Origin of the sequence: Haladaptatus sp. DYF46, assembly GCF_021083305.1 — an archaeon.
Taxonomy (GTDB): domain Archaea; phylum Halobacteriota; class Halobacteria; order Halobacteriales; family Haladaptataceae; genus Haladaptatus.
The window spans coordinates 265,872-287,733 of the sequence record NZ_JAJFAY010000006.1 but is presented as its reverse complement, the minus strand read 5'-3'; the positions used below and the strand labels follow the sequence as shown (position 1 = coordinate 287,733).

20 protein-coding genes are annotated in these 21,862 nt (G+C 63.1%); 11 read left to right on the top strand and 9 right to left on the bottom strand.

Annotated features, from left to right (window positions below):
* Nucleotides 1-57 precede the first annotated feature (57 nt).
* Nucleotides 58-1,749 (top strand): amidohydrolase family protein, encoded by a 1,692-nt coding sequence (locus LJF34_RS23185; protein ID WP_231188207.1) that lies wholly within the window; start codon nt 58-60, stop codon nt 1,747-1,749.
* Nucleotides 1,750-1,778: 29 nt separating this feature from the next.
* Here the strand turns inward: LJF34_RS23185 and LJF34_RS23180 are convergent, their stop codons facing one another.
* Entirely contained in the window at nt 1,779-2,564 is a 786-nt protein-coding gene (locus LJF34_RS23180; RefSeq protein WP_231188206.1) for an aldolase/citrate lyase family protein, read from the bottom strand.
* A gap of 98 nt (nt 2,565-2,662) precedes the next feature.
* Between LJF34_RS23180 and LJF34_RS23175 the strand changes: the two genes are divergently transcribed.
* Both LJF34_RS23175 and LJF34_RS23170 read left to right on the top strand, forming a co-directional pair.
* The gene (locus LJF34_RS23175) at nt 2,663-3,649 is read left to right on the top strand and encodes a GNAT family N-acetyltransferase (protein ID WP_231188205.1); all 987 of its coding nucleotides are present in this window, start codon (nt 2,663-2,665) and stop codon (nt 3,647-3,649) included.
* Nucleotides 3,650-3,719: 70 nt separating this feature from the next.
* Nucleotides 3,720-5,174, top strand: coding sequence for an arylsulfatase (locus LJF34_RS23170; RefSeq protein ID WP_231188204.1), 1,455 nt, complete (start codon nt 3,720-3,722; stop codon nt 5,172-5,174).
* Here LJF34_RS23170 and LJF34_RS23165 read toward each other — a convergent pair whose 3' ends face one another.
* A complete protein-coding gene (locus LJF34_RS23165) occupies nt 5,175-6,491 on the bottom strand; it encodes a neutral/alkaline non-lysosomal ceramidase N-terminal domain-containing protein (protein ID WP_231188203.1) in 1,317 nt (438 codons plus the stop codon).
* A gap of 7 nt (nt 6,492-6,498) precedes the next feature.
* A complete protein-coding gene (locus LJF34_RS23160; protein WP_231188202.1) occupies nt 6,499-7,737 on the bottom strand; it encodes a DegT/DnrJ/EryC1/StrS family aminotransferase in 1,239 nt (412 codons plus the stop codon).
* Nucleotides 7,738-7,818: 81 nt separating this feature from the next.
* On the opposite strand from LJF34_RS23160, the gene LJF34_RS23155 reads away from it, so the two are divergent.
* The gene (locus LJF34_RS23155; RefSeq protein ID WP_231188201.1) at nt 7,819-8,685 is read left to right on the top strand and encodes a PIG-L family deacetylase; all 867 of its coding nucleotides are present in this window, start codon (nt 7,819-7,821) and stop codon (nt 8,683-8,685) included.
* Between the two features lie 22 nt (nt 8,686-8,707).
* Here the strand turns inward: LJF34_RS23155 and LJF34_RS23150 are convergent, their stop codons facing one another.
* The 5 genes from LJF34_RS23150 to LJF34_RS23130 all read right to left on the bottom strand — a co-directional run bounded on the left by LJF34_RS23150 (nt 8,708) and on the right by LJF34_RS23130 (nt 13,720).
* A complete protein-coding gene (locus tag LJF34_RS23150) occupies nt 8,708-9,763 on the bottom strand; it encodes a Gfo/Idh/MocA family oxidoreductase (RefSeq protein WP_231188200.1) in 1,056 nt (351 codons plus the stop codon).
* Nucleotides 9,760-10,740 (bottom strand): LLM class flavin-dependent oxidoreductase, encoded by a 981-nt coding sequence (locus LJF34_RS23145; protein ID WP_231188199.1) that lies wholly within the window; start codon nt 10,738-10,740, stop codon nt 9,760-9,762. The genes LJF34_RS23150 and LJF34_RS23145 overlap by 4 nt, the downstream gene beginning before the upstream one ends.
* Entirely contained in the window at nt 10,737-11,594 is an 858-nt protein-coding gene (locus tag LJF34_RS23140; RefSeq protein ID WP_231188198.1) for a fumarylacetoacetate hydrolase family protein, read from the bottom strand. Before LJF34_RS23140 ends, LJF34_RS23145 begins: the two co-directional genes overlap by 4 nt.
* A gap of 49 nt (nt 11,595-11,643) precedes the next feature.
* Nucleotides 11,644-12,486, bottom strand: coding sequence for an SDR family NAD(P)-dependent oxidoreductase (locus LJF34_RS23135; protein ID WP_231188196.1), 843 nt, complete (start codon nt 12,484-12,486; stop codon nt 11,644-11,646).
* Nucleotides 12,487-12,559: 73 nt separating this feature from the next.
* On the bottom strand, nt 12,560-13,720 hold the full coding sequence (locus LJF34_RS23130; RefSeq protein WP_231188195.1) for a mandelate racemase/muconate lactonizing enzyme family protein: 1,161 nt from the start codon (nt 13,718-13,720) through the stop codon (nt 12,560-12,562).
* Nucleotides 13,721-13,808: 88 nt separating this feature from the next.
* On the opposite strand from LJF34_RS23130, the gene LJF34_RS23125 reads away from it, so the two are divergent.
* From LJF34_RS23125 to LJF34_RS23100, 6 genes are all read left to right on the top strand, one after another.
* Complete coding sequence (locus tag LJF34_RS23125; protein ID WP_231188194.1) at nt 13,809-15,497, top strand: amidohydrolase family protein; 1,689 nt, start codon at nt 13,809-13,811, stop codon at nt 15,495-15,497.
* 64 nt (nt 15,498-15,561) lie between these two features.
* A complete protein-coding gene (locus tag LJF34_RS23120; RefSeq protein WP_231188193.1) occupies nt 15,562-16,842 on the top strand; it encodes a neutral/alkaline non-lysosomal ceramidase N-terminal domain-containing protein in 1,281 nt (426 codons plus the stop codon).
* A 95-nt stretch (nt 16,843-16,937) separates the two neighbouring features.
* On the top strand, nt 16,938-18,278 hold the full coding sequence (locus tag LJF34_RS23115; RefSeq protein ID WP_231188192.1) for an aminotransferase class III-fold pyridoxal phosphate-dependent enzyme: 1,341 nt from the start codon (nt 16,938-16,940) through the stop codon (nt 18,276-18,278).
* Between the two features lie 117 nt (nt 18,279-18,395).
* The gene (locus LJF34_RS23110) at nt 18,396-19,421 is read left to right on the top strand and encodes an ABC transporter permease (protein ID WP_231188191.1); all 1,026 of its coding nucleotides are present in this window, start codon (nt 18,396-18,398) and stop codon (nt 19,419-19,421) included.
* Nucleotides 19,422-19,424: 3 nt separating this feature from the next.
* Nucleotides 19,425-20,459 (top strand): ABC transporter permease, encoded by a 1,035-nt coding sequence (locus tag LJF34_RS23105; protein WP_231188190.1) that lies wholly within the window; start codon nt 19,425-19,427, stop codon nt 20,457-20,459.
* 153 nt (nt 20,460-20,612) lie between these two features.
* Nucleotides 20,613-20,870, top strand: a complete 258-nt coding sequence (locus LJF34_RS23100) for a hypothetical protein (protein ID WP_231188188.1) — start codon at nt 20,613-20,615, stop codon at nt 20,868-20,870.
* Nucleotides 20,871-20,949: 79 nt separating this feature from the next.
* Here LJF34_RS23100 and LJF34_RS23095 read toward each other — a convergent pair whose 3' ends face one another.
* Nucleotides 20,950-21,387, bottom strand: a complete 438-nt coding sequence (locus tag LJF34_RS23095) for a plastocyanin/azurin family copper-binding protein (RefSeq protein ID WP_231188186.1) — start codon at nt 21,385-21,387, stop codon at nt 20,950-20,952.
* Between the two features lie 176 nt (nt 21,388-21,563).
* On the opposite strand from LJF34_RS23095, the gene LJF34_RS23090 reads away from it, so the two are divergent.
* Nucleotides 21,564-21,767: a hypothetical protein gene (locus LJF34_RS23090; protein WP_231188184.1), complete on the top strand. Its 204-nt coding sequence runs from the start codon at nt 21,564-21,566 to the stop codon at nt 21,765-21,767.
* The last annotated feature ends 95 nt before the right edge of the window (nt 21,768-21,862 follow it).

Sequence of the window (21,862 nt, the reverse complement as noted above, 5' to 3'; positions counted from 1 at the left end):
CCTCCCTTGCGGCCGACAGAAAGTTTAATTCGACCGGGTGTGGGTATTCGTTCGTCGATGATAGACAGTCACTTTCACCTGTGGACGCAGGACGAGTCTACGGCCGAGAAACGGGCGGAACGGGCGGAACAGATACGCGGCGAGATGGACGCCCTCGGCGTGGACAGGATCTGTTTGATAGGGAACGTCGGAACGACCATCGAGGAGTGTTACGAGTCCAACCGAATCGTCGCGAAGTACGTCGAGGAGTACCCCGACCTGTTCTACGGATGGGCGCGAGTGGACCCGGAACTCGGCGAGGAGGCGGTACGGGAGTTTCGTCGGGCAGTCGAGGAGGACGGCCTCCTCGGCCTGAAACACCACTTCATGCCGACGACCACTTCGATTTCCGACCCGGCGTTCTTCCCCCTCGCCGAGGCCGCGGTGGACATGGACGTCCCCATCATCGCCCACGTGATGCAACGCCTCGACGTGGACAAGGAAAACTGGGACGAGAGCGAGGCGCACACCGAGGACGTGATGGCGCTCGCACGGCGGTATCCCGACCTGAAACTCATCTCCGCCCACATCGTCGCCGGCGGCGACGCGGAGTACCGAATCAAGAACGTCGAACATCAGGACAACGTCATCCTCGACATCTCGGGCAGCAACTGCGAGACGGACATGATAGAGATGGCCGCCGAGTACGTCGGCGTCGACCGCCTCGTCCACGGGACCGACACGTGGCTCCTCCCCGGCGTCGGGAAACTCGACGGTATCGATCTGACCCCCGAGGAGAAAGTGACCATCGCGTACAACATGGAGGACCTGCTCCCCGACACGGTTCCGAACAAATACGACGAGGCCGAACTGGAAGAGCGACGTGAACAGGCACGGATCCGGTTCGAGGAGCGCGCCCAACCGCGCGAGGAGACCATCGTCACGGTGAACTCCTGCGTCGGCCACTGGCCGTTCCGCTCCCTCGATTCCTCGCCCGACGACCTCGTCTCGCTGATGGACCGAAAAGGAGTGGACCAGTCGCTCGTTTCCTCGTTCGAAAGCGTCCTCTACCGCAACTGCCACGAGGGGAACCGCGAACTCGTGGAGTCGCTTCGTGGCTACGAGGACCGACTGATTCCCGTCGCGACCATTAACCCCGACTACACCGCTTGGCGACAGGACCTGGACGAGTGCGTGAACGACTTAGGAATGTGCGCCGTGAAACTGTTGCCGAACTACCACGACTACGACCTCGACAACTCGGAGGCGAAGGCGCTGTTGGACCGCTGTGCCGAACTGGACGTTCCGGTAATCATCACCGCTGTCCTCGAGGACCAGCGCGGCCGCCATCCGCGGGTCCTGTTGCGCGGGTACGAGGACGGGGGGTCGCGGTACTTCACGGAGGACCACATCGACGCTCTCATCGACTTGCTCATGTCATGTCCCGAGACGGACGTCATCGTCGCCGACCTCTGGTCGAACGTCGAGCGCGTCCACCGCGAGACCTGCACGAAGCAAAAGGAGGGCGTTCGGTTGAAGAACGCGGTTCGAACCGGTCGGACGCTGTTCACCATCGACGACCTCTTCCTCTACTTCACCCATCAGGTGGCCGAAATCGCGGCAACGGTCGGTCCGGACCACCTCGTCGTGGGGCCGAAACTCCCGCTCAGGATCTTCGACTCCTACTACAACTACGTCGAACATCTCCCCCTGAGCGACGCGGAGACCGACTTGGTTCGGAGCGGAAACGTCCGGTCGCTGCTCGAATGACGCTCGGTCGTGGTTGGGTCGAACGTTTGTCAGTCGCCAGTCCTGATTCCGTCCAATCGCGGTCCTAACACCGACCGTACCGCGGAAACCTCGTCGCCGATTCGGAGCATCCGATAGCCGTCTTCGACCGCCTCTCGTGCTTCTTCGACTCCGTTTCTGATGCCGCCCAGTGGGACGTTTTCGGCGACAGCGGCCGTCCGAACCGTCTCTATCGCGTCGAGTACGGTCGGGTGGGTCGTCTCGAACGGGTGTCCGAGCGAGATGGACAGGTCGCTCGGTCCGACAAAGACGAAGCCGAGGTCCGGCACCGCGAGGATGTCGTCCACGTTCCCGACGGCCGTCTCGTTTTCCAGCATGACGCCGATACGGACGGTTTCGTCCTCCCGCATGGGATATCCGTCCGGCGGGTTCCCCCATCGGGACGAGTACCCGGCCGCCGCGCCGCGGTCCCCCGGTCCGCCGTCGTACGCGAACCGGCCCGCTCGGACGACGGCGCGGACCTCCGCTGCCGTTTCGACTCGCGGGACGAGGACGGTTCGAACGCCCGCGTCGAGGACTTTGCGGACGACGTGTGGCTCCCGTCCCGGAATACGGACGAGCAACTCGGTTCCGGCGAGGTCGGCGGCGCGCACGAGGTGTTCGAGCGCCGTCGCGTCGTCCGCGCTCGGGCCGGTGTGTTCGAGGTCGACCCACACGAAGTCGAACCCCAACCGTCCGTACACTTCAACCAACGTCGGTGAGATTGCGGTCGCGCGCGCGCCGAGGGCGGCGTCGTTCGATTCCAAACGGTCGTGAATGCGGGTGCGGGTACCCATGTCACTTCCACGCACGGACCGGTCCTAAAGATTGGTTTCCCGTTCGTGTCACGCGACCAGTGCGAAGGGCTAAATGATGCGGTTTCCCACGTACTCCAATGACGGAATCACCGGAAATTCGCTCGGCGAGTGACTGGGACGAGGTGGAGGAAACGGCCGCCCGTGCCGGACGCGCGTTCCCCGACGAGACGTTCGAACTCTTCCGACGGCGCACGATGGACGCGCCGTCGTTACCCCTCGAAAACACCCTGCTGTTGCTGGTCGACGGCGAAATCGCCAGTTCGCTTCAAATCTACCAGCGCCAGTGTTTCCTCGGCGGACGGCTCGAACATGTGGGGGCCATCGGCAACGTGATGACGCTCCCGGAGCACCGCGGGGAGGGGCACGCCAGCACGCTTCTACGGTCGGCCGCCTCCTTCCTCGTCGAACGCGGTGTCTCAGTCTCGTTCCTCATCGGCGACCCGGGATTCTACTCGCGCCTCGGGTGGCGACGGCTTCCGTCCACGAAACACGTCGTCGCCGATCCGCCGACCCTTCCGTCTCGCTCCGGCAATGGCTCGAAATGGGTTTCGTTCGACGCCGACCGGCACCTCGACGAGCTCGTCGACCTGTACCGTCGGTCGTTCGGCCGACGGGACGGGACGTTCGCCCGTCCGTCCGCGCTCTGGAACGGATGGGTACTCCGCGAACTGGTGGATCGAGACGACGTTCTCCTGTACGAGGAGGGTGGCGAGGTCCGCGGCTACCTCGCCTACTCCGTGACCGAAGGGACCGCCGTCTGTCACGAAATCGGGTATCTCGGCGGGGACGAAGAACGGTTCCGTATCGACTGCTGGAACGCGCTTTCGGAGCGCGATCGGGAACGCATCGTTTGGGAACCCCCGCTCGGCACGCTCGCGGACTCGCTTGCCGACGCCGATGTGTCGCTCTCCGGGGAAACGATGCTCGATGCCACCGGTGAGGCCCCCATGGTTCGCCTCCACGAGGGGTGTTCGCTCGACGGAGGGCGAGTCGATTCGACGGGCGAACTGGCGATCAGGATTGCCCGCTCGGACTGGTTCTGGTCGACGCTCGATAAGTTCTGACCCCCCCACGTGACGCCGTTCGACCCTCTCGCGCCTACATCTATTTATCCGCGCCGTGCGCAGTGTCCACATGGCCAACCGACCGAACATCCTGTTCATCATGACCGACCAGCACCGAGGCGACTCCATCGGTGCCGACCCCGCGAGTCCGGTCGACGGCGATGGCAGACCGCTCATTCACACCCCGAACCTCGACAGTTTCGTCGGCGACGGCGCGATGTTCACGCGCAACTACTCCCCGTCGCCGTCGTCCATCCCGGCGCGCCGAAGCCTTCTGACCGGACAAACTGCGTACGGAAACGGCTGTCCCGGGTGGAAGACGACCCCGTGGACGTTCGAGACGACGCTGCCCGGCGAACTGTCGAAGGCCGGGTATCAGACGAAACTCACCGGGAAACTCCACTCCATCCCGAACCGCAACCACTGCGGCTTTCAGGACATCGAACAGCACGAGGGGTTGTTCGACTTCCCCGACGACGACTACACGAAGTGGATGGAACGCGAGAGCGACGGCAAGTTCGACGAGACGTCCCACGGATTGGGGCGAAACTCGTGGGATCCCCGCCCGTGGCATCTCCCCGAACACTATCACCCGACGAACTGGACGACGAACCGCGCGCTCGATTTCCTGGACGAACGCGACCCGACCCGTCCGTTCTTCCTCAACCTCTCCTACGTCCGTCCGCACACTCCGTTCGACCCGCCGCAACCGTACTGGGACATGTACGTCGACCGCGACATACCGGGTCCGTATCGGGGCGACTGGGCCGACGAGTTCTACGGCGAGAAGGTTCCGACGTATCCGATGGCCCAAGCGTGGGTCGCCGACCTCTCGCCCACCATCGAACACAGGGCGCGAGCGGGATACTACGGCCTCATCACCCACATCGACCAGCAGATAAAACGCGTCCTCGACAAACTGCGAGTTCGGGACGAACTCGATGACACGTTCATCCTCATGTGCGCAGACCACGGCGAAATGCTGGGCGACCACTACCTCTGGCGGAAATCGTACGGCTACGAGGGGTCCGCCCGCGTGCCGATGCTGATGAAGTTCCACGAGGCGATGGAGGCCGACCGCGAGCAGGTTATCGACCGACCGACCGGACTGGAGGACATCATGCCCACGCTGTTGTCGGTGGCGGGGGCGGCCATCCCCGATTCGGTCGAGGGCCGCAACCTGCTCGAACTCGTGGAGAACCCGGAACGAACCGACTGGCGGGAGTGGTATCATGGAGAACACACGCCCGGAACCTACGACGTGGAGAACGCGAACCAGTTCATCGTGGACGAGGGGATGAAGTACATCTACTACCCCGTGACGGGCGACGAACTGCTCTTCGACCTCACGACGGATCCCGGCGAGACGGTCGATTTGAGCGCCGACCCGGACGACGAGTCGCTGGTCGGGGAGTGGCGTGAACGGATGGTCGAACAGCTTCGGGGTCGTCCCGAAGGGTTCGTGAAAAACGACGAACTGCAGACCGTCGCGCCGGAGACGATGGAAGACGAGTGGATACACTGATCAGGAGACCAAATCGAACCCCGCGTCGCGGAATTCGAGTATCGCTTCCGGCGCTATCTTCGCCATTCGAACCTCGTACCCGATGTTCTCCAACTCGGCGAGGGTCGGCACGTAGCCGACGTAGCCGTCCGCGTATCCGGCCAACACGAGCGTTTCGGCGGTCGCACGCGAAGCGAAGCGACGGCCGTGTTCGAGGAGTATCTCCCCCGGCATCCCCAAGATTCCGACCGGACCGATTTCGACGTATCCCATGCTCGCCGGGAGCCGTTTCGCGTCCCAGTCCGCGATGCCGCGCAGGGACTGCACGTATCGCTGGTTCCACCGACGACTCGCGATGGCGTCGTCGTTCCCGTCTGCTTCGAGCCGCTCGATTTCCGATCCGAGGTCGGCGAGTCGGGCCACGATTTCCTCGCGCGGCGGGACCGACTTCAGCGGGAGGCGGAGTTCCCGACGGTCGGCGAGGAGTCGCGGGGTGACGATAGCGTCCGATTCCTTTGCTCGCGCGCGTGCGCGAACGACCGTTTCTCCGACCGAGGTACCGACGTCCTCCATGTAGGAGTACACCTCCTCCCCCTCTCGCGGTTCGGACGAGTCTCGCGGGTTGATGTCGCCCGCCGCGCCGTTGACGAACAGCACTCGTTCGGCCCCCGTCTCCGCGGCGACGTGGGCGCAGGCGTAGCCCGGCCAATCCGCGGAGAGCAGCGTCTCGCCCGGTGTCGTGCAGACGGGATGGCAGGCGAAGTTGAACAGCACCGTTTCGGTTCCCGATTCGGTCGTCACCACGAGCGCCGTGACCGTCGGGTCGACGGGACCGTGCGGCATCCGAACGTTGCCGCCGACGCCACCGGCGGCGCGGCGGTTGATCGGCACATTCGTGTTTACGGCGCGCCCGACGGACATGGTGGCGGATTCGAGTACACCGTGGGCGTCCGTCACGCTCCCGACGACCCCGTTCTCGATTTCCCGGACGGTTTCCGAAACGTCCGCTTCGACCGCGAGCAACGGGTCGCGGTCGATGACCGGTGCGGGGACGTAGGGTCCGGCGTGGGTGTGGGTCGCGGTCAAAACGAGTTCGTCGAGGTGGATTCCGGCGGCGGACAGTCGTCTCCTAACGCGAATCGAGAGTTCGCGGGAGACGTTGAGGAGGTCGGCGGCGACGATGCCGACCGTCGTCGCGCCGTCGGACAGAACCAACGCCTTTGCCGACAGCGGGTCGTGGACTCCCGTCGAGAAACCGTCTCTGGCCCCGTAGCCGCTCATCGGGACCGGTGAATCCGGCGTTATATCGTGCGTCGCGCTTCCGGCACGAAACGTCATCGAGAGATCAGTCCCGCGACCGCAGTTCGTCGACGTTCGCCTGGATCTTGCGAATCGCGTCCGCGATGGAGCGGATTCCCGTCTCGTCTGCGAGGAGGACTTTGTGCGAGAAGGCGACGTTTTCCCGGCAGAGTCGCTCCGCGCCGGGAAGGTGGAGCGTTCGGTAGTTCGGAAGCGCGGTATCCTGGGGCAACAGCGCCCGAACCTGTTCGCGGTAGAACGCCGGTTGGCGGTAAATCGGCATCTCGTAGCCGTCGCCCACGGGGACGCCCTCCGCGTTCATCGCCTCGATGAATGCGTCACGGCTCAGCCCGCCGAAGGCGTCCTCGTCGTACCGAAAGTTGAACAGGCAGTATCCTCGGGCCGTGATTCGCTCGTCCCGCGGCTTGGTGGTGATACCGTCGACGGCGTCGAGTTCCTCACGCAGTACGGCTTCGTTTCGCTCCCGTCTCTCGTTCTCCCCGGGGAGTTTTTCGAGTTGGGCGAGTGCGAGCGCCGCCGCCATCTCCGAGAGACGACCGTTCGAGGAGAGCGTTCGGTGGTGATATCGCGTCTCGCCTTGCAGGCGGCCGATGTTGTGCATCAGACGGATGCGGTCGGCGATGACGTCGTCGTCGGTGACGACGATACCGCCCTCGCCGCTCGGCAGGGATTTGCTCTCTTGGAAGGAGAAGGTCCCCACGTCACCGATGGCACCGACCTTCCGTCCCTTCCACTCGCTCCCCTGTGCGTGTGCGGCGTCCTCTATCAGGAAGAGGTCGTTGTCCTCGATTATCGGGAGGATTTCGTCGAAATCCATGGGATAACCGGCGAAGTGGACGCCGACGACGCCGACCGTCCGGTCGGTGATTACCTCCTCCAGCGACTCGGGGTCGATGTTGTACGTCTCCGGGTCCGTATCGACGAACCGCGGGACGGCACCGACGTAGGGCACCGCGCTCGCGCTGGCGATGAACGAGTAGGACGGAACGATTACTTCGTCGCCGGGTTGGACGCCGCACGCGCGGAGGGCCAACTCGATGGCGATGGTTCCGTTGCTCACCGCGATGGCGTGTTCGGCGTCGTGATAGTCCGCGAATTCGGCTTCCAACCGGTCGCAGTACGTTCCGCCGCCGTTTCGGCACCAGTTTCCGCTTTCGAGCGCGTCGTTGACGTACTCCCTGCACGCGTCGGTTATCTGTGGCCATTCCGGAATCTGCAACGGTTCGGCCGCTCTCGGCCCACCGTTACGCGCTAACTCTGACATCGGACAGATGGACCTCAAAGGGGAAGACGATAAAGATTTCCTCGGAAACGGTTTTGTACCCCTCCGCGAGAGGTAGATTCGATGCCCGAATTCGACGTATCAGTTCCGACGTTCGACGTTTCGGTCCCCGAGGACCGACTTCGTATCCTGATTATCGGCGCGCACATGGACGACCCCGACCTGCGCGCCGGCGGCACGGCGGCGAAGTACAGCGCGCTCGGCCACGACGTGTTGTTCGTCTCGCTCACCAACGGCGAGGCGGGCCACCACGAAATCGGCGGCATCGAACTCACCCGCCGCCGTCGGGCCGAGGCGCAGAAGTCCGCCGACGTCATCGGCGTCGAGTACGTCACCTACGACATCCACGAGGGCGAACTGACGCCGTCCATCGAGAACCGAAACACGGTGATTCGGCTGATTCGGGAGTACGGACCCGATTTGGTCGTCACCCACCGGCCGAACGACTACCATCCGGACCACCGCTACACCGCCGATTTGGTGCAGGACGCCGCCTACATGGTCACAGTCCCGAACATCTGCACCGGGACGCCGCACCTCACGTACAACCCCATCATCGCCCATCTCCAAGACGACTTCCGGAAACCGACGCCGTTCGACCCGGACGTCGTCGTCCCCATCGACGACGTCATCGACGAGAAGATGGCGATGCTCCACTGCCACGAGTCACAGATGTACGAATGGCTCCCGTACAACATCGGAAAGGCGGACGAAGTGCCGGACGACGAGGAGGGACGCCGCGAGTGGTTGCGGAACCGCTACCTGCCCGAGTTCGCCGCCGTCGCGGACCGTTACCGCGACCTGCTCGTCGAACAGTACGGGGAGGAGCGAGGACGGGAGGTTCAGTACGCGGAAGCGTTCGAACACTGCGAGTACGGCGGGCAGTTGACCGAGGAGAACAAACCGGTGCTGTTTCCGTTTGGCCTCTGATGGCCGCGTTCGAAAAATTAGCTTACTCGACGGCGACCCACTCGTTCGTCTCGGCGGACTCGTAGGCGGCGTCGAGGATTTTCAGGACGTCCAGCGCGGCGTCGAGGCCGACGGGCGGTTCGTCGCCCGACTCGCAGGCGTCGAAGAACGCCTCCATGAACTCCCGTCCGGGGCGGCCGCCGTATCCGGGTGCCGGGTCGTAATCGTGGACGATGGTTCGGTGGGGCGTGCTTCCCCACTCGTCGCCGAACGAGTCGAGTTCGACGGTCGTCTCGCCGTCGAAGCCGAACTCACGGCCCATCGGGTCCCAGATGCTCCGCCCGCGGGTTCCGTAGAGGTTCAGTTGCGTGTCGTACAGTTCCTCGCCGAGGTAGTAGCCACACTGGAGCGTGCCGAGCGCGCCGGACGCGGATTCGAGTTGGACGGCTGCGCCGTCCTCCACCGAGACGTCGGGCGTCCCGTGTGAGGTTCGCGCGTTGACACGGACGATTGGCTCTTCGAGGAGCCACGTGAGCAACTGTATCCAGTGGATGCCGAGCCACTGGAGGATCCCGCCGCGACTCGCGTCCGCGTCGAAGATGAAGTGCGACGTGTCGCGGTAGTCGAGTTTCGATGCCATGAAACGCGCCTCGAACGCCCTGAGGTCCCCGTAGAACCCGGTTTCGATGAGTTCGTTCAACTGCTCCGTGATGGGGTGTCCCTGCCACGTGTAGGAGACGCCGACCGTCACGTCCGCGTCTGCGACGTATTCGATGAGCGGTTCGAGTTCGGCGGCGGTGCGCGCGACCGGTTTTTCGGTGTAGACGTGCACCCCTGCCTCGACAGCCAGTTCGATGACGCCCGGCGTCTTCCGGTTCGAGAGGCTGACGACCACGGCGTCAACGTCCTCCTCGGCGAGCAGCGTCTCGGGGTCGTCGTAGATGGGTACCTTTCCGAGTCCGACCACGCTCTCCGGGTCGAACGTCGAGTCCAATTCGCACGCACAGGTCACGTCGATGGGAAGGGTTTCGAGCGTCGCGAGGTAGGGTTCGCAGTGGTGATGATTCAACCCGATGTAACCGACGGTTTCGACGCTCATGCGAACGACGGGATGACCTCCTCGCCGAACCGTTCGAGGCAGTCGAGGGTGAGGTCCTGTGGCTGTCCCGGGAACTGGCATCGGATGTACACCTGGTCCACACCGAGGTCCTCGTACGTTCGGAGCTTTTCGATGCAGTCGTCGGGCGTTCCGATGACGAACTTCTCGGCGAGTTCGTCGTAATCGACCTCGACTTCGTGTTCGTCCATGTAGGTCTGGCCCCAGCGGGCGTACATCCGGTAGAGCGTCAGCAGGTACGGTTCGATGGTGTCACGCGCTTCCTCGACGGAGTCGCCGACGAAGCAGTCCCGCATCAGTATCACGTCGTTCTTCGAGCGGTCCTTTCCGAACTCGTCCAACGCGTCCTCGTACACGCCGATCTGGTGTTTCAGGTCCTCCGTCGTCGAGGAGGCGCTTGCGATCCACCCGTCGCCTCGGTAGGCGGCGCGTTTGATGGCGATGTCGGCGTGGCCGCCGATCCAGAGCGGGATGCCGTTCTCGGGTCGCGGGCTGATGAACACGTCGTCGAACGACCAGTGTGTCCCGTCGTGGGTGACGCTCTCCTCCGACCAGAGGCGTTTCAGCAGGTGGAGCGCCTCGATGAAGACCTTGCTCCGCCCCTTCGTCGGAACGCCGAACGGTTCGAGTTCCCGTTCGCGGTAGCCGATGGCGGCACCGAAACGCATCCGACCGCCGGACAGTTCGTCTATCATGGCGACGTACTCCGCGAGATGAATCGGGTTGTAGAGCGCGGGCAACATCGCCATCGTGGACAGTTCGAGCGACTCGGTGCGCGCCGCGAGCGCCGACAGCGCCGTGATTGGTTCCACGAATCCCTCCTCGTGGATGTGTCGCTCCCCGAGCGACGCGCCGTCGAACCCGACGTCCTCCATCAGTTCCGCCTGTTCGTAGAGGTCCGTCGCGTCGAACCCGCTGTCTGGCGTGTAGTACTGGTTGAGGAAGACGCCGAACTTCATGGCGACCCTACCGTGTTCGTGAGGGTGCCGACGCCTTCCACTTCGACTTCCACCGTGTCGCCCGGAACCATCTCGCCGACCCCGGCGGGCGTGCCGGTGAGAACCACATCGCCCGGCGCGAGCATCACGAAGCGGGAAACGTACGAGAGGGCCTCGCCCACGTCGAACACGAGGTCGTCGGTGTTCGACGACTGGACGACGCTTCCGTTCAGTCGCGTCTCGATGCTCGCGTTGTCGGGGTCGACCCCCTCGCTGACCGGCGTCACCCACGGACCGAGCGGCGTGAACGTCGCCATGCTCTTCGACCGATACCACGGGTTCGCGGCGTCGAGATCGTCGTACTGGATGTCCCGCGCCGTCACGTCGTTTCCGGCCGTGAACCCGAAGATTCCGTCTCGGGCTTCCACGGGACTCGCGCGGGAGAGAGTGTTCCCGACGACGACGCCGAACTCGCCCTCGTAGTGGAGGTTTTCGACCGCCGGGTGTTTGACCACGGTCGATTCGGGGGCGGTGATGCTAGTGGGCGACTTGGCGAAGAAGACCGGTTCCTCCGGCACGTCGAACCCGCCCTCCTCGGCGTGGCCGACGTAGTTCAAGCCGATTCCCACGAGGTTCGTCGGCCGTTCGACGGGCGATTCGAGCGTGATTTCGTCCACCGAGAACTCCGCTCCGGTCGCCCGTTCGAGGAGCGAATCCCAATCGTCGCCGTCTGCGAGGGCCGCGTCGAGCGACGTCGATTCGGTTTCTATCGTGCTGACGATTCCGTCGTCTACCACACCCAACTGCGTAGCCGACGCAGTCGCGTGCCGGAAGCTACAGATGTGCATGCCGTTCGACTCCCCCGAGGAACCCATCGCTAATGTACCTTGTGATGGGTTCGAATACCACGGCCGAAAGAAAGAATCAGTCTCTGACCGGACGGTCGTCAGCGTCGTAGATGGCCGTCTGGAACGTCGAATCCAATCCGGCGGTCAGTCCGCCGTCGACCACGAGGTTCGTCCCGGAGACGAACCCACCACGGTCGGACGCCAGAAACAGCGTGGCTTCCGCGATCTCCCTCGGTCGCCCGAACCGCCCGAGCGGGTACTGGTCTATCCACTCCTCGCGCGCCGTCTTTTCCCCTCCCTGTCTCTCCTCCGTCTCGGTCATCTCGTTCTCCCGGTTTTGCGTCTCGATGGTGCCCGGCGAAACGACGTTCGACCGAATCCCGTACCGCCCGTACTGCGTCGCGATGTTCCGCGACAGCGACAGAATCCCGCTCTTGGCCGCGGAGTACGCCGTGAGGCCGATGCCGAAGATTCCGTTCACCGACCCCATGTGAACCATCGACCCGCCGCCGTTCTCGACCATGACCGGGAGGAGTTCGCTCGCGACGAGGTACTGTCCCTTCAGGTTCACCTCGATGTTTCGGTCGAAAACGTCCTCGTCGATTCGGTGGGGGTTGTCGTCCCGAATCATGCCCCCCGCGTTGTTCACCAGCACGTCGACGGCGCCGAACTCGTCCAGTGCGGCGTCGACCATCGCCTCGACCGCCGCCGAATCCGTCACGTCGCATTCGATGCCGAGGGCGTCGCCGCCGTCTCCGTCGGAGATTTCCGTCGCCACCTCGTCGATGTCCCCCTGTTCGCGCGAGCAGATGACGACGTCCGCGCCCGCCGCGGCGAAGTGTTCCGCTATCTCCCGTCCGATACCTTTCGACGCCCCCGTGATCACCGCGGTTTCACCCGCAAGCTCGTTGTCGCTCATGATTACCATCTGATACAGACAGGAGCGGCGTAATAACCGTTTCGCACCCCCCGGACGAAAAACGAACCGCGGCTCAGATACGGTACGCGTCGAGTTTGTCGGGGTCGATTTCGACGCCGAGTCCCGGCGCGTCGGGGACGGTCATCGAACCGTCCTCGATGACGAACGGGTCCTCGATGACGTCGTCCTCCCACCCGTAGTAAACCGTGTCCGGCGGGAGCGAAAACCCGGGAATGCCGTACACCGCGTGGAGAATCGCCGCGGTGCGGACCCCGAGGTCGAACGCGCAGTGGTGGGTGTACGGCAGTCCGGCGTCCTCCGCGATACTCGCGGCCTGTCGCAGTCCCGCGATTCCGCCCAACGGCGTCATGTCGAGGACGGCCACGTCCACCGCACCGGCCTCAATCAACCCGCGGAGATTGTGTGGGATATAGGTGTCCTCGTTCGGACCGATGGGTTGGTCGATGCGTTCGCGCAGTCGCGCGAGCGAGGTGTGCGAATCGACGCGAATCGGTTGTTCCATGTACTGGAGGTAGATTCCGGCGTCCGACAGCGCCGCGCCGACGCGCACCGCTTGGTCGAGCGTCCATCCCTGATTGGGGTCGAGTCGGAACTCCAGTTCGCCGTCAACCTCGTCGTGCATCGCCTCGATTCGCGCCACGTCCTGTTTCCAGTCCCGTCCAGCCTTCGTCTTCAGGACGCTGTATCCCTCGTCCAGCACTTGGGCCGCTTTCGCCCTCGACTCTTCCGGGGAAAGGATGCCGAGGCAGTAGGCGAACTCGACTTTCCCGGCGCTCTCGTACTCGGTCACGTGGTTCCGGTGTTTCCGCGAGGCCGAGTCCGGTGCCGTCCATCCGCCGAGCAGTTCGTAGACCGGCTTTCCGAGCGACTTTCCGACGATGTCCCAGCAGGCGAGTTCGATGGGGGTGAAAAACAGGTCGACGTTCGTGTACTCGATGAACAGGAGACGGCGGAGCGATTCGGTTTCGAACGGCGAGTGACCTTCGACCATGGGCGCGATGCCGTCTTCGAGGACGGAGATGGTCGCCTCCGGGGAGAGGAACACGCGCATCTCGCCCCACCCCGAGATTCCTTCGTCCGTATCGACGCGGACGAGGATGCGGTCCATGTCGGTCAGTTCGTTGTGGTTCGTCACGTACGGGGCGATGCCACCGTCTTCGAGGTCCACGAGCGGGACGTTCACGGCGAACGCCTCCACACCGGTGATTTCCATGGTTCCGAATGAGCGATGAAGGTCTTAAAACCCGTGGTCGCCGCGACCGAGAGCTTCTTTTAGCCCCGGCTGAGTACCCGTACTGACGATGTTTGACTGTCACATACACACGGGGTTGAGCCCCGTTACGCTGACGCCGACCAGTCCGCGGGAGGACCGCGACCGGTTCGCCGACTGGCTTCGGGAACTCGCATCGACGCTCGGAATCGACCGGTTCTGCGCCATCATGCAGACCATGGGAACCGACGTCGAAACCTGCCGGAAATCGAACCGGACAATGGCGGCACTCGTCCGCGAAAACCCGGATTTGCTACACGGGTGGGCGAGGGTGAACCCCGAATGGGAAGACGCCACGAGGGAGTTTCGCCGCGCTATCGAGGAGGACGACCTCCTCGGACTGAAACTCACCTACGAGGTGAAATGCGACGACCCGCGGGTGTTCCCGCTGGCCGAGGCGGCCATCGACATGGACGTCCCCGTCAAGATTCACACGATGCAGCGCGTCGAACGGCGCGAGGAACTGCCCAACGAGTCGTTCAGCGACGAGGTGCTGGCGCTGGCGAAGGAGTACCCGGACCTGAAGATACTCGCGAGCCACATCGGCGGGGGCGGCGACTGGGAGTACCGAATAAAGAACATCCGGCATCAGGAGAACGTCTTCCTCGACATCAGCGGGAGCGTCTGTGACGCCGGAATGGTCGAGATGGCCGCCGAGTACCTCGGAACCGACCGTCTCGTGTTCGGCACGGACAACTCCCTCTACAGTTGCGTGGGGAAACTCCACGGCAGCGACTTGACTCCCGAGGAGAAAGCGGACGTCGCGTACAACATGGCGTCGCTCCTCCGCGACGACGACCCGTACGGCTATTCCGACGAAAAATTGGCCGACTTGCGGGAGGAGGCGGTCGAACGGTTCCGCGAGTCGGACCGCAAACGGGCGAGCGGCGACGTCGTGGACGCGAACGCGTATCTCGGCCACTGGCCGTTCCGCGAACTCGACGCTTCGGTCGACGGCGTGCTCGAAACGATGGACGAGACGGGAATCGACACGGCGGTCGTTTCGTCGTTGGAGAGCGTCTGTTACCGCGACGTTCACCCCGGAAACCGCACGCTGGCGGCGGCGATAGACGGCCACGGGGACAGATTCGTCCCGTTCGCGACGGTCAACCCGCGGTACGCTGCGTGGGAGGAGGATTTGGAGGAGTGTGTGGAGGAACTGGGAATGCAGGGGGTGAAACTGCTGCCGAACTACCACGACTACGACCTCGACGACCCGGCGGCCGTCGAACTCGGCCGTCGCTGTGCGGACCTCGGCGTGCCCGTAATGTTCGTGGCGACGCTCGAAGACCAGCGGGGTCGCCACCCGCGGTTCGAACTCCGGGGATTCGAGGACTTCCGCGGCAAACCCGCACGCTGGCGCGACGAACAGGTGGACGCCATCGTGTCGTTCCTCCTCGCGTGCCCCCGAACCGACGTCGTCGTCGCGGACGCGTGGCAGGACGCCTATCGAATCAAGACCGAGACGCTCCACGAGCGGCACGCGATGGTCGCGGACGGTGAGTCCGGCGACCTGCTGTTCGTTCTCGGCGACCTGTTTATCGACCATCCCGGCCAGTTAGAGAAGGTCGTGAGCGAAATCGGGACCGAGCACCTCGTCAGCGGACCGGGCGTGCCGTTGACGATATTCGAATCGGGCTACGTCGTCCCGTATCTGCCCGTGGACGACGACGCGGCCGACGCCGTTCGAAGTGGCAACTTCCGTTCGTTGCTGGACTGAGTCCGGACACCGAGTTCCGGGACGCACGTTTATTATCCGTGCCCGCCACGGTACGCTGACGAACATGACTCATGCAGACAGCGGTACGGCGAGCGAGACGAACAGTCACCCGTGGCGGGTCGGAACCGCGACGGCGACCATCACGCCCGACGATGAATCGTTGCCGCTCGCGGGGTTCGCCGCCCGCGACGGACCGATGGAGGGAATCGACCAAGACGTCCACGCGAAGGCCGTCGCTATCGAGGATGCGACGGGGACTCGGCAAGTGATGGTGAGCGTCGAGATACTCTCGGTGCGGCCGTCGCTCCGTCGTTGGTTGGCCGAGCGTTGTGCCGCGGAGTTCGACCTCCCGCCGGAATCGCTCCTTCTGACCGTGACCCACACGCACTACGCCCCCGCGTACGGCGTTCGGGAGGACGAGTTGGTCGAGGACGCGAACGACGAATCGCTCGAAGACGTTGACGAGGAGTCGCGACGAATCGCCGCGTATCGTGCCAAACTGGAAACGGCGCTCTTTTCCGCGGTGGAACGGGCGCTTTCGGACCTCGAACCGGCCGAACTCTCCCACACCCGCGGTCGGTGTTCCATCGCCATGAGTCGCCGTCGGCCGACGGCGGACGGCATCGCCTTCTCGCCCTATCCCGACGGCCCGACGAACCACGAAGTTCCGGTCCTCGCAGCCGAAACGGACGACGGCTTGAAGGCAATCGTCTTCGGCTACGCCTGCCATCCGACGTCCGTGAACGTCCACAACCGCGTCACCGGCGACTGGCCGGGGTACGCGATGGAGTTCCTCGAATCGGACCACCCCGACGCGACGGCCGTCTTCCTCATCGGATGCGCTGGCGACCAGAAGGCGTACCCGCAAGGGTCGCTCGCCCTCACGAAACAGCACGGCCGGACGATGGCGAACGCCGTGAACGCGGTTCTCGACGCGCCGCGGAAACCGGCCGGTGGGCCGCTCGAACGCTGTTTGGAGGCGACCACGCTGTCGTTCACGTCCCCCGACGGAGAGGGGAACGGCGGGGACGAAACGGTGGCGACGAAATCCTATCCGATTCAGGCCGTCGGATTCGGGTCGGATCTGACGTTGGTGGCGCTCGCCGGGGAGGCGGTCGTCGGCTACTCCCATCTCGTCGCGGACGAACTGTCGGGCGACGTCTGGGTCTCGGCGTACGCGAACGACGGCTTCGGGTACGTGCCGACGGTCCGCGTCCTGCACGAAGGCGGATACGAGGCGAATCGAGCGTGGGGTAATCCGGGTGATTTCGACCCGTCCGTCGAGGAGCGCGTCGTGGAACACGCCTGCGCGCTGGCCCAACGCGTCGGCGCACGTCGGGAATAGAGTTCGGCGTGCGGATTCAGCGTTTCTAGCGAGCAGGTTCTGTGTTCAATGTGAACGAAGCACTTATCATCACGGAACCGGCAATCCACCTACTAATGTCCGGAGATCCCTCGGTAGCGGCGGGCACTCGGTCGATAGAACGGTCACGGGAACTGCAAGAGCGGGCCAATCGGGTCGTTCCCGGCGGTTCACAGACCGGGAGCAAGAGCCCGACGCAGTTCGTCCACGGCGTCTCGCCGACCCACCTCGAACGCGGGAAGGGTTGTCGCGTCTGGGACGTGGACGGCAACGAGTACATCGATCACACGATGTCGCTCGGGCCGGTGACGCTCGGCCACGATTACCCCGAAGTGACGCGCGCTGTCGAGCGCCAATTGGCGGACGGGACGATGTTCACGCTGGAACATCCCCTCCACGTGGAAGTCGCGGAACTGTTCACCGAAGTCGTCCCGTGTGCCGAGATGGTCCAGTTCGCGAAGAACGGGAACGACGTGACCACCCTCGCCGCGAAACTGGCACGGGCGCACACGGGGCGGAACGTCGTCGCGACGTTCGGCTACCACGGTTGGCCGGACGTCTGGATGTCGAGCCATTCGAACCTCGACAGGGGGATTCCCGACGCCGTCGGCGAGTACACGGAGCGGTTCGAGTACAACGACATCGCCAGTTTAGAGCGGATTTTCGACGCGCACCCCGGCGACGTGGCGGCCGTCGTGATGGTCGCGGCGCACCTCGAAGCGCCGCGCGATGACTTTCTGGAGCGGGTTCGGGAACTGTGTGACGAACACGATACGATACTCGTCTACGACGAGGTTCTGACCGGATTTCGATTCTCGCTCGGCGGCGCACAGGAGTACTTCGGCGTCATTCCCGACCTCGCCTGCTTCGCCAAGGGAATGGCGAACGGCTATCCCGTCGCCGCGCTCGCGGGCCGGGAGGACGTGATGAGGACGCTGGGCGACGACGACTTCATGTTCTCGACGACGTACGCCGGGGAAGCCCTCTCCCTCGCCGCGGCGAAGGCCGCCATCACGGTTCAGCGGTCGGAACCCGTCCACGAACACCTCTGGAAGCAGGGCGAGACGATACGTGCCGAAATCGGCGAGATAACCGAGTCGCTCGGCCTCGACTCCCGCGTTTCGGTTCCCGGATTCGCGCCCCACTCCAGCATCGCGTTTACCGACGAAAACGGCGACCCGGACACGATGGGAAAGAGCCTCTTCATGCAGGAATGTCACGAACGCGGCGTTCTCTTCGCGGGCAGCCATCTTCCCTGCTACAGCCACACGGACGAGGACATCGAGGAAACGCTGTCAGTGTACGAGGCGGCGTTGACGACGCTGGCCGACGGCATCGATGCGGGCGACGTGGCATCGCGCCTCGACGGGTCGCCAGTGGGGGCGACGCTCCGCCAACGAACCGGCGAAGAGGACTGAGTCGGTTCGCCCCGCTGAAACCACGGGTTACACATCGGTGGGTTCGTTTGACTATTTATGTCGGATAAGTGTACAAAAAACATATTAATGTGTTTGTGAGTATCTCTCACCGGATTCATGAACTATTACGCTCGTCGTATCGGACAAGCGATTCTCACCCTCATCACCGTGATAACCGTCACGTTCGTGATGTACCGGGTCCTCCCCGGAGGACCGATGGACGTGATGCGGGCACAACTCATGTCGGCAGGGGGTCTCGGACTCCAGAAATCCTCCCGCAGTATCGAAGAAGTGAATCGACTCGTCCAGATATACACGAACGTCGAACCGGACGTCCCGATTTACGTGGCGTACGTTCAATATCTGAAATCGATACTCTTCCACTTCGACTTCGGACGTTCGATCTTCCTCAACGAACCCGTCTTCGACATCCTCTTTCGGGCGATGCCGTGGTCCGTGTTCGTCAGCGTTTACGGGTTGTTGTCGGGTATCACGATGACCATCATCATCGGCGCGCTGATGGCGTACAAGGAGGGCGGGCGCTTCGACAAGGCGATGACCACCGTCATCATCGTCATGCACTCGATTCCGTACTACGTCGGTGCCATCCTCATGCTGTCGTTCTTGGCGTACGACCTCGGGTGGTTCCCGACCGGCGGGCGGATGAACCCGGCGACGACGCCCGGGATGAACGTCCCGTTCATGCTCGGCGTCGTCCATCACGGCGCGCTTCCGATACTTACGGGGTTCATCCTCGGGTTCGGGGGCGGCGCGCTCGGCATGCGCGGGAACAGCATCCGCATTATCGGCGAGGACTTCGTCCGCGTCGCGCGACTCCGCGGCATCAGTAGCAACCGAATCGCGACGCGCTACGTCGGTCGGAACGCGCTCTTGCCCATGTACACCGGGTTCATGATGAGTATCGCGAGCATCTTCGGGAGTTCCATCATCATGGAGACCATCTTCCGATACCCCGGCGTCGGTTGGTACACGTTCGACGCGGTGATGAAACGGGACTACCCGCTGATGATGGGCGCGTTCATCTTCTTCACCGTCATTACCATCATCGGGATTCTCGTGGCCGACTTCACCTACGGATTGGTTGACCCCCGTGTGAACGAGAAAGGAAAGGAGAGTTACTAAACGATGACCGACAAACCGGAGATTCGATGCGACGGCGGCGAGGCGAGCGACAACCCGATATTCGAACTGATGGCCGAGAAGAAAACGGAACCGCCGACGGTCAAGGAACGCGCCTCTCGCATGTTCTACGACTACGTCGTCGTCACCGGGAAGATCGTCCTCAGCGACGTTCGAACGGTTATCGGACTGTCGATAATCACGGCTATCATTCTGATGGGAACCGTCGGCCCGCATTTCGTGACCAAACCCCTGATCGGCATGTATCCCAGCGACATCGGGCCGTTCCAGAGTACGGAGTTCATACTCGGCACGGACAAGAACGGCCAATCCATCGCCGCTCAGATCGTTTACGCGACGCCTGCCATGTTGAAGATGGCGTTAAGTGGTGCGGTGGTTGCCACCGGAATCGGCGTCCTCATCGGTACCACGGCGGGCTACAAGGGTGGGAAGGTCGATACCGTTCTGATGACGTTCACCGACATCGTGCTGACGATGCCGGGACTTCCGCTGATAATCCTCCTCGCGGCCATCTACCAGCCGAAAAACCCGTTCGTGGTCGGATTCATTCTCGCCATCGACAACTGGCCGGGACTCGCGCGGAAACTTCGTTCCCAAGTGCTGACCATCCGCGAGGAGTCCTACGTCGAGGCGTCCCGGACGATGGGATTCTCCTCGAAGGAAATCCTTCGGGGCGACATCGTCCCCCAACTGATGCCGTACATCACCATCAACAGCGCGAACGCGGCCCGCGGCGTCATCTTCGAATCCGTCGGATTGTACTACATCGGCGTGCTCCCGTTCACGACGGTTAATTGGGGAGTCATGATGAAGATGGCGTACGATAACTTTGCGGTGACCAACTGGCACCTCCGCGGTCACTGGTTGTGGTTCCCGATGCTCACGCTCTTGGCACTCTCGATAGGGCTCATCCTGTTCTCGCAGGGGATGGACCGGGTGTTCAACCCGCGCCTCCGGGCGCGTCACTCGTCCAAATCGTCGGACGACGACGGGGACGAACCGAGTCACATCTCGCCCTGACGTTTCCCCTCTCGAACTGACTCACTCCCACCAAACCGACGGATTTTCGGTACGTGGCCGGGTACCCGTTGGTATGGTCGCCGTAGTCATCCCTCGAACCGTCACTCTTCCCCCTCGTTCGCCACGGCGCGCGGCCCTCGGGAGGCGACGGACGTGACGACGGACGATAGTTCCGAGGAGTTCTTCGACATCGAGGAGGACGACAGCTTTCTCTTTCACCTCTGTGAGTACCGGCCGCAGTTCATCATGCTGTTCGGAATCTGTCTCGTCTTTCTCGCCCTCTCGGCCGTCTCCCTGGTAGTCGTCCGACCGGGAACGGCCGCCTACGCCGTCACGCTGTTGAACATCGCGGCGCTACTCGTCTTTTCGACGCTGTTCGGCGGCATGGCGCTCCTCTGCAAACGGATGTAGGAGCGACTCCTTCCGGTGGCTGTCGCACTACGGCCGTATGAAAAGCGAAAACGAGTTCGAAACGGGGTGCAGATTACGGCTATCCCATGCAGGGGGATTCCCAGTCGGACTTCGCGCCACCGACCAGAATCACGCCACACATTGCGTACTGGCCCGCGTTGAGGTCGTAGTACTGGTACACGCCTCGCTTCTCGAACGTCTTCGAGACGGTTTCGCCGCTCGGTACCTCCTCGCTAAACGACCAGTTCTCCGCGTCTTCGGTGTACGTGGTGCTCTCGATTTGATGTGCGGAGTCGCTCGTGTTCTCCCAGTGGACGGTCCCTTCGACGTTCACTTCGATCTTTCCGGGGGAGAACGCTTCGGCTTGAATTTCGACCGTCTCCTCGCCGCCCTTCTTCTGTGGTACGTCCTCGTCTACCGTCTCCGTCGTCGTTCCGACCTCGTCGAGACTCCGACCGACACAGCCGGAGAGCGGAAACGCGAGCGCTGTCGCAGCGAGTAATCTCCGTCGATTCATACGGGTATCGTGGTATGATAGCACATTAACCTTGTGTTCCGCTGGATGCCGAGCGAACCGCGATCGACCGAATCGCACACCGTCTTGCAGTCCTCACGGGAGGTGCACGCTCGGTGGAAGTGTTTCTACGGGGTGAGAAACGTTTATAGGTACCAACTCGGTTGGTTCGGTGTAGTATGAACAACTTGGTCATCGTATCGGCGTTCGGCGTCTTCTTGCTGCTCATCGGCGTGGCAGTAGAGCAACTATTCCACAACGGTATCCTCGCGGGTATGTTCGGGATTTGGGGTGCCACGGCCATCGGGGCGAGCATCCTCGTCTTCGCCGGGTTTTGGCTCGCCCAACTGTACGAGGATCGCTCCGCACTCGATTTTCAGTGATCGAACCGTTGATACATACGTTCCGGAAATTACAATTCTCGATCGGGATCTCGGTGAGACATGGTGGATGGATTGGGAAAATCTTATTAATGAGG

Excerpts from the sequence above, each read along its gene's own strand:
- LJF34_RS23185 (WP_231188207.1), top strand. The coding sequence starts at position 58 with ATGATAGACAGTCACTTTCACCTGTGGACGCAGGACGAGTCTACGGCC.
- LJF34_RS23180 (WP_231188206.1), bottom strand. The coding sequence starts at position 2,564 with ATGGGTACCCGCACCCGCATTCACGACCGTTTGGAATCGAACGACGCC.
- LJF34_RS23175 (WP_231188205.1), top strand. The coding sequence starts at position 2,663 with ATGACGGAATCACCGGAAATTCGCTCGGCGAGTGACTGGGACGAGGTG.
- LJF34_RS23170 (WP_231188204.1), top strand. The coding sequence starts at position 3,720 with ATGGCCAACCGACCGAACATCCTGTTCATCATGACCGACCAGCACCGA.
- LJF34_RS23165 (WP_231188203.1), bottom strand. The coding sequence starts at position 6,491 with ATGACGTTTCGTGCCGGAAGCGCGACGCACGATATAACGCCGGATTCA.
- LJF34_RS23160 (WP_231188202.1), bottom strand. The coding sequence starts at position 7,737 with ATGTCAGAGTTAGCGCGTAACGGTGGGCCGAGAGCGGCCGAACCGTTG.
- LJF34_RS23155 (WP_231188201.1), top strand. The coding sequence starts at position 7,819 with ATGCCCGAATTCGACGTATCAGTTCCGACGTTCGACGTTTCGGTCCCC.
- LJF34_RS23150 (WP_231188200.1), bottom strand. The coding sequence starts at position 9,763 with ATGAGCGTCGAAACCGTCGGTTACATCGGGTTGAATCATCACCACTGC.
- LJF34_RS23145 (WP_231188199.1), bottom strand. The coding sequence starts at position 10,740 with ATGAAGTTCGGCGTCTTCCTCAACCAGTACTACACGCCAGACAGCGGG.
- LJF34_RS23140 (WP_231188198.1), bottom strand. The coding sequence starts at position 11,594 with ATGGGTTCCTCGGGGGAGTCGAACGGCATGCACATCTGTAGCTTCCGG.
- LJF34_RS23135 (WP_231188196.1), bottom strand. The coding sequence starts at position 12,486 with ATGAGCGACAACGAGCTTGCGGGTGAAACCGCGGTGATCACGGGGGCG.
- LJF34_RS23130 (WP_231188195.1), bottom strand. The coding sequence starts at position 13,720 with ATGGAAATCACCGGTGTGGAGGCGTTCGCCGTGAACGTCCCGCTCGTG.
- LJF34_RS23125 (WP_231188194.1), top strand. The coding sequence starts at position 13,809 with ATGTTTGACTGTCACATACACACGGGGTTGAGCCCCGTTACGCTGACG.
- LJF34_RS23120 (WP_231188193.1), top strand. The coding sequence starts at position 15,562 with ATGACTCATGCAGACAGCGGTACGGCGAGCGAGACGAACAGTCACCCG.
- LJF34_RS23115 (WP_231188192.1), top strand. The coding sequence starts at position 16,938 with ATGTCCGGAGATCCCTCGGTAGCGGCGGGCACTCGGTCGATAGAACGG.
- LJF34_RS23110 (WP_231188191.1), top strand. The coding sequence starts at position 18,396 with ATGAACTATTACGCTCGTCGTATCGGACAAGCGATTCTCACCCTCATC.
- LJF34_RS23105 (WP_231188190.1), top strand. The coding sequence starts at position 19,425 with ATGACCGACAAACCGGAGATTCGATGCGACGGCGGCGAGGCGAGCGAC.
- LJF34_RS23095 (WP_231188186.1), bottom strand. The coding sequence starts at position 21,387 with ATGAATCGACGGAGATTACTCGCTGCGACAGCGCTCGCGTTTCCGCTC.
- LJF34_RS23090 (WP_231188184.1), top strand. The coding sequence starts at position 21,564 with ATGAACAACTTGGTCATCGTATCGGCGTTCGGCGTCTTCTTGCTGCTC.